At 67.8% G+C, this 11137-nt stretch carries 15 protein-coding genes and 1 pseudogene; 10 read left to right on the plus strand and 6 right to left on the minus strand.

All coding sequences use genetic code 11. The annotated features are described in order from the left end of the window. Positions 1–205: 205 nt before the first annotated feature. Complete coding sequence (locus AMIR_RS06400; RefSeq protein ID WP_015800119.1) at positions 206–436, minus strand: DUF2188 domain-containing protein; 231 nt, start codon at positions 434–436, stop codon at positions 206–208. A 483-nt stretch (positions 437–919) separates the two neighbouring features. Here AMIR_RS06400 and AMIR_RS06405 point away from each other — a divergent pair, with 483 nt between their 5' ends. Next, positions 920–1426, plus strand: a complete 507-nt coding sequence (locus AMIR_RS06405; protein WP_245554590.1) for an NUDIX hydrolase — start codon at positions 920–922, stop codon at positions 1424–1426. Between the two features lie 8 nt (positions 1427–1434). Here AMIR_RS06405 and AMIR_RS06410 read toward each other — a convergent pair whose 3' ends face one another. The 5 genes and pseudogenes from AMIR_RS06410 to AMIR_RS06425 form a co-directional block, all read right to left on the minus strand. After that, positions 1435–2031 carry a YdcF family protein gene (locus AMIR_RS06410; protein ID WP_084799119.1) on the minus strand — a complete coding sequence of 199 codons (597 nt, stop codon included), beginning with the start codon at positions 2029–2031 and terminating at the stop codon, positions 1435–1437. A 79-nt stretch (positions 2032–2110) separates the two neighbouring features. After that, the gene (locus AMIR_RS06415; protein ID WP_245554637.1) at positions 2111–2596 is read right to left on the minus strand and encodes a UTRA domain-containing protein; all 486 of its coding nucleotides are present in this window, start codon (positions 2594–2596) and stop codon (positions 2111–2113) included. A gap of 27 nt (positions 2597–2623) precedes the next feature. Next, a pseudogene (locus AMIR_RS42615) lies at positions 2624–2812 on the minus strand (winged helix-turn-helix domain-containing protein); the annotation flags it as partial. Between the two features lie 72 nt (positions 2813–2884). After that, positions 2885–3961, minus strand: a complete 1077-nt coding sequence (locus tag AMIR_RS36775) for a helix-turn-helix transcriptional regulator (RefSeq protein WP_143760652.1) — start codon at positions 3959–3961, stop codon at positions 2885–2887. A 194-nt stretch (positions 3962–4155) separates the two neighbouring features. Continuing rightward, positions 4156–4566, minus strand: coding sequence for an NUDIX hydrolase (locus tag AMIR_RS06425; RefSeq protein ID WP_015800124.1), 411 nt, complete (start codon positions 4564–4566; stop codon positions 4156–4158). Between the two features lie 155 nt (positions 4567–4721). Between AMIR_RS06425 and AMIR_RS06430 the strand changes: the two genes are divergently transcribed. The 9 genes from AMIR_RS06430 (at position 4722) to AMIR_RS06470 (ending at position 11103) form a co-directional block, all read left to right on the plus strand. After that, a complete protein-coding gene (locus tag AMIR_RS06430; protein WP_015800125.1) occupies positions 4722–5474 on the plus strand; it encodes a TauD/TfdA family dioxygenase in 753 nt (250 codons plus the stop codon). A gap of 491 nt (positions 5475–5965) precedes the next feature. After that, on the plus strand, positions 5966–6733 hold the full coding sequence (locus tag AMIR_RS06435; protein ID WP_015800126.1) for a GntR family transcriptional regulator: 768 nt from the start codon (positions 5966–5968) through the stop codon (positions 6731–6733). Between the two features lie 139 nt (positions 6734–6872). Beyond that, a complete protein-coding gene (locus AMIR_RS06440) occupies positions 6873–7205 on the plus strand; it encodes a hypothetical protein (protein ID WP_015800127.1) in 333 nt (110 codons plus the stop codon). 252 nt (positions 7206–7457) lie between these two features. Further along, positions 7458–7727, plus strand: a complete 270-nt coding sequence (locus AMIR_RS06445) for a hypothetical protein (protein WP_015800128.1) — start codon at positions 7458–7460, stop codon at positions 7725–7727. Between the two features lies 1 nt (position 7728). Next, a complete protein-coding gene (locus AMIR_RS06450) occupies positions 7729–7920 on the plus strand; it encodes a hypothetical protein (protein ID WP_015800129.1) in 192 nt (63 codons plus the stop codon). A 133-nt stretch (positions 7921–8053) separates the two neighbouring features. Further along, a complete protein-coding gene (locus AMIR_RS06455) occupies positions 8054–9382 on the plus strand; it encodes an FtsK/SpoIIIE domain-containing protein (RefSeq protein ID WP_222840713.1) in 1329 nt (442 codons plus the stop codon). A gap of 70 nt (positions 9383–9452) precedes the next feature. Beyond that, positions 9453–9668 (plus strand): hypothetical protein, encoded by a 216-nt coding sequence (locus tag AMIR_RS06460; RefSeq protein ID WP_015800131.1) that lies wholly within the window; start codon positions 9453–9455, stop codon positions 9666–9668. Between the two features lie 41 nt (positions 9669–9709). After that, positions 9710–10579, plus strand: a complete 870-nt coding sequence (locus AMIR_RS40015; protein WP_041836615.1) for a hypothetical protein — start codon at positions 9710–9712, stop codon at positions 10577–10579. A gap of 26 nt (positions 10580–10605) precedes the next feature. Then, a complete protein-coding gene (locus AMIR_RS06470; protein ID WP_015800133.1) occupies positions 10606–11103 on the plus strand; it encodes a hypothetical protein in 498 nt (165 codons plus the stop codon). The last annotated feature ends 34 nt before the right edge of the window (positions 11104–11137 follow it).

Below are 11137 nucleotides of genomic sequence, written 5' to 3' on the forward strand. Positions count from 1 at the left end.
TGTGGACCGTGCGCTGTGGACGCCTGCCGTCGTTAAGCGAGGCAAAGCCGTGGCACCCACGCCCACCGACCCGCCCGCTTCGAGGGCAAGCCGGTGGGCTGGTCGTCGCCGCCAAGGCGGCGAGCTGTCCACGGGCGCGGCAGCCGAGCGCCCCGACCACCGCGTTTGTGGACCACTTGGCGCTCGTGCCTAGCCGGGAACGCTACTACCCCCTAGGGGGGTACTTGTCTCTGCTGCGCGGGTAGGTGTTTCTCTCGATGATCTGGCCCTGCATGTTCTTGATGATGTGTTCGACGCCGTCGGCGATTGCCCTCGCTCGACCTCGTTCCTGGACCTCGGCCTTGTTGCTGCCGGTGTCGAAGGGCCTCTGGTTTCCCTGAACCCGGTTTTTCCAGAGACCGCCCTCGTAGTAGGTCTCGATGTCACCCGCCGCCATAGTTGATCTCCGATCGAGTCGCCTGGCAGAACCAGGACGTACGAAGTTGATGTCCTATGACTGGGAATATCTCCCCTCGGGGACGATGCGTTTCCCTCCAAATGGGTGAATTCTGGCTTCTAACTGCCGCAGCTTCTGGTCGTATCGGTGCTTCAGTTGGCGGCTCTATGCCTGCAAGCCCCGCCTCTTCAGCCTGCGGCGGCTGCCGGGGCCGGTCGCGTCTCGGGCCGCCGCCTGGGGTGGGTGCCGGAGGCGGGCCCCGCCCCAGGGGCGAGCGGCCAAGAGCGCAGCGACGCGAGCGGCCCCGGCAGGGGCCGCCTTGATGAAGTAAAGAAACTCTGCGCACGTGCGGCACAGCGGCGAACGGAGCCACGGCTTCACCGTGTACGGCCTGCGGTGACTGCTCGATTGCCATGCGGAAGGGTGAGCGGCATGACATCAGAAGGCGCAGAGGGCCGGTGGGCGGTTCACGGGGAGCGTTCCGTGTACGAGAGCCCTTGGGTTACCGTGGGCCTGGCGGACATCTCGGTTCCTTCTGGAGAGCGGTTCGAGCACCACACCGTCGCGTTCCCCGCTGCCGCCATGACGGTCGTCCTCGACGATGCTGGCGATAATGTCCTGCTGAGTTGGCGACACAGGTTCGCCCCCGACGTCTGGAACTGGGAGCTGCCCGGCGGCATCGTGGAAGACGGGGAAGCCCCTGCCATCACTGCGGCTCGTGAGGTTGAGGAGGAAACCGGCTACCGGCCGCGCAGCATGGAACACCTCGTGACGTTCGAGCCCGCTGTGGGGATGCTGCGCAACCCGAACCACGTCTACCTCGCCAAGGGAGCGGAGTTGGTCGGGGAAGCTTCAGAGCTGAATGAAGGCCGGTTCGAGTGGGTCCCGCTCAAGACGGTTCCCGATCTGATCCGCACCTGCTCGGTGGTCAACTCCGGTTCGCTCGTCGGGCTGCTGCACGTCCTGGCTCTCAGCGGGCCTCGGGGCTGAGGAACAGGTCAGGTCTGGATCACGCGGCTCGTGTAGCCCGCAGCCACAAGACGTTCGTAGGCGGCCTGGACCTCGTCCGGCACGTCCTGGGGGATGGCGTAGCCGTACTCCGCGAACAAGGTCATCCGCTGGCTGTCGCCGACCATCATGCTGATCACGAAGTCGACATCGCCGATCCCCGCGACGTACTCGTCCAACGGCGGCCGGTGCGACGTGCACAGGATGTCCAGCTCCGGCCACAGCTTCCGGCACGTCGCGTACGACCGGCGCTCCTGGTACGGCCGCGAGATCAGCACCGCAGAACCGACCTCGACGCCCTCGACCTCCAGGAGCGCGCGGGACAGTTTGAAGTTCTCGGCCGTGTTGGTCGCCTCGGTCTCGATGAGGATCGCCGCGTCCGGGACGCCGTGCTCCAAGGCGTGCTCGCGGTAGTGCACCGCCTCGCCTCGCGGGAACCGCTTCACCGTCGTCGGCGCGTTCGCCCCGGTGAACAGCACCCGAGGGAACACACCCTGGTGGTACAGCTCGGTCACCCGCACGGCCACGCCGATGTCATGGCTGCCCAACCCGATGCCGATGTCGGTGGGCCGCAGGTCGTGCTTCATATCGTGGTACTCCCACAACGTCACCACGTCAGCGCGGTGCTCGTCGGGAATCCTGGTGACGACACGGGTTGGGACCCTCCTACTCGGGGATCTGGAAGCTGTAGGACCACACGAACCGACTAGCCGCGTGCACACCCCGCGCAAACTCGATCGGCGTCCTGTCCTTGGTGAAGGTCCGCCGCGTCAGGATCATCACGGGCTCACCGGCGGGCAGCTCCAGCTCCTCGACCTCCTCGGGCCTGGGCATCCGGGAGTGCACGCTCTCGGTCATGTGGTCGGGCTCGAAGCCCTGCAACGTCAACACGGCGAACCCGCCACCGGGCCCCGGCTTCGGGCTGACCAGCGGCGTCCCCTCGACGTGCACCGGGTTGTAGTAGCTCGTCAGTGTGTGCGTGGGCGTCTCGCCGTCCCGGACCAGCCGTGCGCGCTCGTAGACGGTGGCGCCGGTCTCCAGCCCCAGGGCCTCGGCGGTCTCGGCGTCCGCCTCGACCTGGCGGACCTCGTCGGTCAGGTCATCGAACTTCCATTGGCTCTTGGCGTACCGCTCGACGTCCAAGCGCTTCATGACCGGCTGGGGCCTCACCACCGTGCCGCGACGGCGTACGGAGGTCACCAGCCCTTCAGCCTCCAGTGTCGCGACCGTTTTCCGGACAGTGTTGATGTTGATCCCGTACTCGGCGGCCAAGTCCTCCTGCTTGGGCAGCGTCGTCCCCTGCGGGTAGTCGCCACATCGGATCGCTTCCCGCAGCACGGCCGCGAGCTCTCGGTACCCGATCGGCACGGCAACCCCCTATCTTGTGGCAGAGATAGCTCTATCTCTACTGGGGAACCGGCGCAAGACAGCGGGGAGTGGTCACTCTCGGGCGGTCAACTGGTTGTCGAGACGACGTAGTGCCTCGTGCGCGCCAGCGCTGAGGTCGGTCAACTCGGCTGAGTCGGCTGCCCGGATGACGCGCTGGATCTGGTGCGGTAATCGGCGTGCCTCGGCTGCCCCGAGGGCCGCTGTGAAGGTTTCGACCGCACCGTCACGATGCCCGGCGGCTAGCAGGACCTGCCCCGTGGTGATCCGCTCAATGATGTGCCACTGGGGTGCAGCCGGTGCGCAGGTGCCCTGAACCTCCGCCAGGAGTCGGACAGCCTCAGCGGCTCGGCCGGTGGCGAGCAAGCCCCGGAGCTGGATCTCCCGCAAGGTGAACGGGTTGAACAGCAGGCCCTGAACGCCCACATCATCCAACAGCCTGCGGTATCCCGTGATCGCCCGGTCGAACAGGTCGCGGTCGCCGTGTTCACCTGCCGCCCGCGCCAGTAGCGCCAAGGCCGCTCCACGGCTCTCCGGGTCCTCAGAGAGGGATTCGGCCCGGCTCAAGCGAGCGATGGCCGCCCCTACGTGGTCGGCCTTGCGGAGTTCGTTGCCGTGCATCCGCAGCGCGTGAGCCAGGAACTCCGCATCACCAAGGCGTTCGGCTATGACGACAGCCCTGCCGGTCCACCGCGCCGCTGCGGCCAGGCGCTCCTCGGGGAGCACCGTCCCCAAGGAGACCCCCAACGCGGCCCTGCCCTGCGCGAGCAGGAGCAAGGTGTCCCGTTCGGCACGGCCTTCGGCGGCTCGCGCCTCCAACCGGGCGACCAGGGGCCACAGCTCGTTGACCGCCTCGACGGCACGCCCGGCCTGGCGCGCGATCTCAGCCAATCGGATGGCGGAGTCGCCGAACTGGATCATCGCGGCGAAGTCGGCGTCATCGTTGTCCGTCACCCCGAGCACGTGCATCGGCAGACCGAGCACACGAGCGATGTGGCGGCGGGTGGACACGTCGCCGATCGTGCGCCGCCCGGTCTCGATCATCGACACGTAGCTCTTGTCGTAGTCGAGCACCGCGGCGAGGCTCTCCTGGCTCAGCCCGTTCACCCGCCGGTAGAGCCGCAGGATCATAGGCAGGTCACGGCTCCTGAGGGCGGCCGTCGCTTCCGGTGAGGACCACAACCACACCGCTGGCACCAGCCGCTGGGACGGCATGACGGGTGCCGTGCGGCGCGTGTGACAGGTCGGGCACACCGGCGCGGTGACCAGCCTGCCCAGCGGAGCCCTGCACGCGCCGCACCGCCTGGCGGACATCACGCGGATGCCTACCGGATCGTCTCGCGCTGGCGGGAGAACCAGGCGGTGATGGACCGCTTGTACCCGTCGGGCATGGTCAGCGCGGCGGCCTCGGCCTCGGTGAACAGCTCGATCTCCTTGTGCTCGTGGGAGAGCACCGGCTCGTCATCTCCGGTGGGGTAGCAGCCGTAGGTCACGATGAACACGTTCTTCTCGGCCGCGTTGATGTAGTACATCCACGTGTCCAGCAGCGGCCCCGTGGTCACCTGCCACCGGGTCTCCTCGGCGATCTCCCGCGCCACGCACTCCTCGGGCGTCTCACCGGGTTCGATGCGTCCACCCGGCAGCTCCCACTCCTCGCGCTCGTTCTTCAGCAGCAACACCCTGCCGCCCCGCACGACCACGCCTTTGATCGACACGGGGTACGCGAACTGCTCCATCGGCGATGACCTCCACGTGGCTGGATAGCCGAAACGTAGCACCGGGAGCAGGAATCACCGAGCCTGTCGTGATGACAGTTTGTCACTGGACCTGCACGGTTCCCGCACGTTCAGATTTCTCTTGTTGAAACCACAGTTCTGAGAGGGGGAAACCAATGAGCGATCCGTTTTCAGGTTGCCGCGTCGAAGCATCTGACCGGGCTGGTCTGGTGGACAGGGTGGCTCGGTACGGGCTCGCGGTCGTGGATTCGATCGGTTCGGCGGAGAACTTGCTCAGAATCGCCCGATCGATAGCGACCATCGTCCCGCACCGCGACAGCGCGTTGAACGGCGTGACCACGCTCGTAGACCTCGGGAAGGCTGAGAGCATCGGCTTCGAGGGGTTCAGCTGCCGCGCGCTCGAACCGCACACCGACAGGTCGGGGGTGTCGAACCCACCGGTGCTGCTGATGCTCGCCTGCGCTCGACCGGGGACCACGGGTGGCGAGTGCACCTTGATCGACGGGCAGGCCGTCTACGCCGATCTCGCCGAAACGGCTCCCGGTGCGCTCGACGCCTTGTGCTCCCCGAGGTCCGTGCTCTTCGGCGGCGCCTCCGGGCACATCGGCGCGATCTTCAGCCCTGCTCGGGGCGGCCTGGTGAGCGTGAGGCTGCGCACGGACGACCTCGTCCAGTTCTCGCCTGCGGTAGAACGCCGGCTACCTGCGCTCAGGGAAGCGATCGAACGCCACACCCTTGAGTTGCCCCTTGAGGAGGGGCAGGGCTACTTCCTCAACAACGCCCGGTGGCTCCACGGGCGTCGTGCGTTCACCGGGCACCGTGTCGTGCACCGCGTCAACGGCACCCCGCTGCCTCACCTCGGCATCGAGGCCGGTTTCATGCCGCCTGCGAGAAGCGTCGCAGGGTGACCCGAAGGGAACTTCGTTAGGGCTCTGAGATGACAGCGGAACTGGTGGCAGTTCTTGTCTTTTCTGCCTTTCTCGTTCTAGTCGCTACTTTTCTGGCATTGCGTGCACGTCGTGAGTTGTTGCGCAGACGGCAGGTTCGCCGAGTCCGGGAGATGGTGAACGAGTGGCTGACGGTTGAGAACGCTGCTCGGTGTTTGTGCTGCCAGTAAGAGCAAAGGGCACACCCGGTGGGGCGCGGCCGGGTTTCCAGGCGGGCGAGTGCGTTCTGAGTCCAGGCCCCCGACCCTGTGACTCCGCACTCGCCCGCTGCTGTCCGGTAGCGAACACGCAGGGCATCCGCCATATAGACGCTCCGCTCCAAGCGTGCGGGCTCACTTCAAGGGCCGTTCAGTGCTGTCCGCAACCATGCGGTGAACCTTGCGCGTGTTGGGTATGTCCAAGGTAGTAGCGTGTCCCCTGTACAGAACTACAGCCAGTAGAGGAGGTGGCCAGTGGTTGATCGTCATGCTCCTGCGTCCGGTCAGCATGGCTACCGCGCGATCGCGGACGGGCTGCGCTCGCAGATCGACTCCGGTGAACTGGCGCCCGGCAGCAAGGTCCCCGGCGAGAACGAGCTGATGGCCCTTCACGGCGTCGAGCAGCCAACCGCCAGGCGGGCGTTGGAGGTGCTGAAGAACGAGGGGCTGATCATCGCCCGTCGCGGCTCGGGCACCTACGTCCGGGAGTTCCGGCCCATCCGGCGGGTCTCGCCCGACCGCCTCAAAGCTGCGGTGTGGGGCAACGGGCGATCCATCTGGAGCGCGGACCTCGACGTGCGTCCCCACGTCGGCCGCACCGTGGTGACCGTTGAGGCCCCGTCCAGCCTCATCGCCGATGTGCTCGGCTTGGACGAGGGGGAGCAGGTGGTGACCCGGCGGCGACGCTTCCTCGTGGACGACAAGCCGGTGCAGCTCGCCACCTCGTACTACCCGGAGAAGCTGGTGCAGGGCTCGGCCATCATGGCTGAGGACACCGGCGAGGGCGGCTCGTACGCCCGCCTCAAGGACTTGGGCTATGAACCCGTGCGGTTCCGCGAGGAGCTGCGCACGCGGATGCCCCGCGAGTCCGAGCGGGAGGAGCTGGAGCTGGCGCAGGGAACGCCTGTCGTCCTGATCATCCGCACCGCCTACACGGCTGATGACCAGCCTGTCGAGGTGAACGAGATGACGCTCGACTCGGCCGCTTACATCCTCGAGTACAAGTTCACAGCTCAGGGCTGATCTGGATCACCGCAGGTCAGCCCTGCTTTTTGGGCTGACTCATTCGCTTTAGCAACGTCTGTACAGAGGTTTCTTGACCTCTGTACAGAACCTCTGGTGTACTTCTTCACGTCAGAGGTTCTGTACAGAGGAGAACATCATGAGGAACATCCCCGTCCTGCTCACCGGTTACCGGCTGATGGTCACCGAGGAGCCCACGCTCAAGACCCGCGAGGTGGACGGCACCGCCGAGATCGTCACCGATCGGGACGGCGTGAACCAGTACGTGGTGTCCCTGTTCGCCAAGACCAAGGGCGAGAAGGGCGAGGAGATCCGGGTGACCCTGGCGGCCGACCCCGGTGACTCTTTTGAGGAGGGCGACATGGTCGAGCTGATCGACGCGATGGTCTCGCCCTACAGCTTCAAGAACAACCGGGGCGAGACCGTCTCCGGCCTGGCCTGGCGCGCCGCCGGTCTCAAGCCGCGCGACTGACCGCGCCGCCCTCCCTCTGCCCGTTCCGAGAATCGGGCTCCCGTGGCCGCGTGAACCCTCCCGCCTCGTCGGGACAGGCCGTGACGCCGTCAAGCGGGAGTTCCCGTTAGTTCCTTGTCAATTCCACAGTGGCTACACCCATGCCATTTTCCGGCCCACAACACGGGCCGGGAGATTCGATGCCCCCGGATTCCGGCACGTCCGGCTCCGGGGGCGTGGTGTCTCCCGATCGACTCGGAAAAGAGGTGACACATGCAGGTCGCTGCGATCAACAGGGCGGCTCAGCAGAACTACGCGACGTTCAAGGCCGCGTTGGTGCTGCTCCAGGAGACCGTGGACGAGCAGGTGCGCGGGCTCATCGCCAAGGTCGAGGACGCCGACATCCCCGGCACGGCGTGGGCCGTCCCGTCTGCGGACGAGCTGAAGTCCTTGTGCGACAAGGCAGTCCGCGAGATCGAGCAGTTCTCCAAGGACGCCAAGGACTACGAGGCGGAGCTGATCTCCCGGAACTGGAGGGTCTGACATGGCGGCGCGCTACGGCACGGAGAAGGCGGCCGAATCGCTCGACCAGGCCATGCACCAGTTGCGGGGCGCGGTCGAGCAGATGAGGTTCGCTCGCTACCGCTTTTCCGGCCAGCACAGGGATGTCACCCGCGCGGTGGCCACCCTCTCCGTGGCCTTGCAGGACGTTCTTCCCTACCTCGCCGAGGACTGACAACCGCATCCGGAAAGCGCGCGACCCGACCACGTCCACCCGACTGGTCGGGTCGCCGCTTTCCTCCCCGAAAACCCGGAGGGGGTTTGCCATGCCGAAAGCATTCCGAAACCAGGGAATCGAATTCCGTGCGATGAAGTGGGCCGTCCGGCACCCCGGAATGGTGTCGGTGCCCACCGGCCTCGCCGCTGCCGCCGCCGAGGGCGTCATGACGCTGGGCGCTCCGACCGCGGGCGCGCTCGCCGGTGGCGTGGCCCTGGGCCTGGCCGGTTGGTACCGGGGCCACCCGGCCTCGTTCGACGCGGTGGCCCTGCCCCGGCTGCGGGCCTTCCGCCGCCGCTGGCTGACCTACGTCGGCCGCCGCTGGGCCGACATCCTCACCGACTGCGAGCTGATCACGGTCAACCGCCGCACCGACCAGGTCCAGGTGCCGCGCATCGTGCGCGTCACGGCCGCCTCGCCCTCGATCGACACGATCATGGTGCGGCTGAACCGGGGCCAGACCCCGACCGTGTTCGAGGAGCGCGCCGAAGCCCTGGCCCACGCGCTACGCGCCGAACGGGTCGCGGTCATGCGGGTGCGTCCGCAGGTCATCGCCCTGGTGGTCGAGCGCTGCAACCCCTTCGACTCCGACCCCATCCCCGCGATCGACATCCCGCACACCAGCGCCGAGGTCGACCTGTCGGCGCTGGAGCTGGGCGACACCGAGTACGGCACCCCCTGGACTTTGCCGCTGGTCGGCAATCACCTGTTCGGCGCTGGTGCCACTGGCTCGGGCAAGAGCGCCCTGCTGTGGGACCCGCTGCGCGCGATGGCCCCGATGCTGCGCGACGGCATCGTCCAGGTGGACATGGTCGACATGAAGGAGGGGATGGAGACCGAGATCGGCGCGCCCCTGTTCCACCGCCGCGCGATCGACTTCGCCGAATCGGTGGAGGTGATCGAGGGCTTCCGCGACGAGATGAAGGAGCGCCAGGCCCTCCTGCGGGAGCAGGGCGCGCGGCGCTTCACCCCCAGCGTGGAGACGCCGTTCCGGGTGTTGCAGATCGACGAGATGGGCATGATGACCGGCTTCGGCCCGTCCAAGGAGGTACGGGACGTGCTCCGGTTGCTCGCCGAGATCATGACCCAGGGGCGGGCGCCGGGCTTCGCGGTCTGCGGCTACGTCCAGGAACCCACCAAGGACACCGTGGGCGTGCGCGACCTGTTCACCCAGCGCGTGTGCCTGTCGGTCACCACGCAGGGTCACGTGGACATGGTCCTGGGCGAGGGGATGCGGCTGCGCGGCGCGCTGGCCGATGAGATCCCGCTGGGTGACGACTACGCCGGGACCGGCTTCGTCGTGCGCGCCCGCTCCCGCACCCCGCAGCGCGTGCGGGCCTTCTACCAGTCCGACGACGACATCCGCGACCTGGTCGCCTTCGTGACCGGCGACCGGCCCCGGCTGCACGCCGTTGCCTGACGCATCGCTCGTAGTGCGGCGCGAACTCGTTGCCGTGCAAGAACATTCCTAATTCCAAAGTGGAGGAACCATGTGGAACCTGGGTGTCCGGTTCTGGGCGGCGTGGCGCTTCGCGCTGTTCCTGGGGCTGGCCTCGCTGGTGCTGTTCGTGGTCTACCTGGCCGACGGCTTCGGGACCTTCTTCATGTGGACCGGCGTCCTGGCGGCGCTGGGAGTGATCGGCGTGTTCTACGCCCTGCGCGACTTCGTCCGCCGCGAGATCGACCACCACCGGGGGCGGCTGTGACAGACCCCTCCGCCTCCCCGGCAGAGGACCGGGCTGACGCGGTGGACGTCCAGACCGGGGTGACCAAGCGGGTGGTGAGCCTGCGGCGCAAGAAGGCCGAGTCGGCCCAGTTGCGCGGTCTGGTGGACGACCCGGACATGGTCGCGGTCCGGATCGAGGCCCAGCGCAGGTTGATCACGCGGGGTATGTGGTTCTTCCTCACCCTCGGGCTCGGGTTCACCGCCGCCGGGGTTCAGGACTTCCTGGCCGGTCACCGGCCGGTCAGCGACCCCCTGTGGTGGGCCGCCTGGCTGGCCGAACCGATGCTCGCGGGCATTCTGATCATGCTTTTGGTCTTCGAGTCCGAGGTCCTGCACCGGGGCGTCCCCGTCGACAGCGTGTGGGTCGAACGGCTCAAGCGGACCTTGCTCGGTTCGACGCTGTTCATGAACGTCTGGCCCACCCTGGCCCCGGCGTGGACGGCCGGGGAGCGGTTCGAGTTCGGCAACTTCGCCGTGCACCTGGTGGTGCCGCTGGTGGTGTTCATGGTCGCCGAGGTCATGCCGGTGGTGCAGGAACGCATGAACCAGGCCATCACCCGCGCCTACCGCAACGCCAACACCACCCCAGCGCCCCCACCAGCGCAAACGACCCCCGTCCCCGCGGCCGTCCCACCACCGCCCGCCGCACCCACCCCACCGGCACCCGTCGCCCCCGCCCCGCCTGCACCCGCCCCCGCTGCGGTGGCAGTGCCCCGGCTCAAGCTGCCGCCCGCGATCGTCACGGCGGTCCGCGCCAAGGCCGACCAGGTCGCCGCCCAGGGCCGCGATCTGACCGCCGAGGACGTCCAGGCCGCCGTGCGGCTCCCGGCGGAGATGGCCGAGCGCGTCGTGCTTGAGGTGCGCGAGCGCAACAGCCACGCCCTCACCTGACCACACCTACCTACGCGGAGAACCCCGTGAACATCTGGCCCACCCTGATCACCGTGTTCAGCGGCCTGGTCGGCGCGTTCGGCGGCGCTGTGCTGGCCGGTGCCCTCAAGACCCGCGCCGACCGCGCGACCCGGCTGCACGAGTGGCTGGTGACCGTGGTCGACGTCTACGGCGAGCTGATCAGGGTCCTGTCCGACCACCACGCGGCCATGTGGGACCTGGAGGCCGCCCGCCTGCGCGACGACCGGGACGAGATCGCCACGACCCTGACGGCCTCGCTGATCACCCGCTCAGCCATGTCCAAGCCCCACGCCCAGCTCCTCGTGCTGTGCCCGCAGGTCGCCGACCACATCGACCGGGCCGTGCAGGCCGTCTACGACATGGACACCGCGATGAACCCCGGCCGCACCCCGGAGCTGCTGACCGAGCGCCGCGCGGCGGCCAAGACCGCCCGCCGCGAGCTGAGCACCGCCATGGCCGCCCTGCTGCGCCAAGCGGGTGCTGGCACCTCCCTCCAGCCCTGACCGCGGTATCCCTTGCCCTCGGAGCGGGGCGCGA

It is taken from the genome of Actinosynnema mirum DSM 43827 (genome assembly GCF_000023245.1).
Taxonomy (GTDB): Bacteria; Actinomycetota; Actinomycetes; order Mycobacteriales; family Pseudonocardiaceae; genus Actinosynnema; species Actinosynnema mirum.

Excerpts from the sequence above, each read along its gene's own strand:
- AMIR_RS06400 (WP_015800119.1), bottom strand. The coding sequence starts at position 436 with ATGGCGGCGGGTGACATCGAGACCTACTACGAGGGCGGTCTCTGGAAA.
- AMIR_RS06410 (WP_084799119.1), bottom strand. The coding sequence starts at position 2,031 with ATGAAGCACGACCTGCGGCCCACCGACATCGGCATCGGGTTGGGCAGC.
- AMIR_RS06415 (WP_245554637.1), bottom strand. The coding sequence starts at position 2,596 with ATGAAGCGCTTGGACGTCGAGCGGTACGCCAAGAGCCAATGGAAGTTC.
- AMIR_RS36775 (WP_143760652.1), bottom strand. The coding sequence starts at position 3,961 with ATGATCCTGCGGCTCTACCGGCGGGTGAACGGGCTGAGCCAGGAGAGC.
- AMIR_RS06425 (WP_015800124.1), bottom strand. The coding sequence starts at position 4,566 with ATGGAGCAGTTCGCGTACCCCGTGTCGATCAAAGGCGTGGTCGTGCGG.
- AMIR_RS06430 (WP_015800125.1), top strand. The coding sequence starts at position 4,722 with ATGAGCGATCCGTTTTCAGGTTGCCGCGTCGAAGCATCTGACCGGGCT.
- AMIR_RS06440 (WP_015800127.1), top strand. The coding sequence starts at position 6,873 with ATGAGGAACATCCCCGTCCTGCTCACCGGTTACCGGCTGATGGTCACC.
- AMIR_RS06445 (WP_015800128.1), top strand. The coding sequence starts at position 7,458 with ATGCAGGTCGCTGCGATCAACAGGGCGGCTCAGCAGAACTACGCGACG.
- AMIR_RS06450 (WP_015800129.1), top strand. The coding sequence starts at position 7,729 with ATGGCGGCGCGCTACGGCACGGAGAAGGCGGCCGAATCGCTCGACCAG.
- AMIR_RS06455 (WP_222840713.1), top strand. The coding sequence starts at position 8,054 with ATGAAGTGGGCCGTCCGGCACCCCGGAATGGTGTCGGTGCCCACCGGC.
- AMIR_RS06460 (WP_015800131.1), top strand. The coding sequence starts at position 9,453 with ATGTGGAACCTGGGTGTCCGGTTCTGGGCGGCGTGGCGCTTCGCGCTG.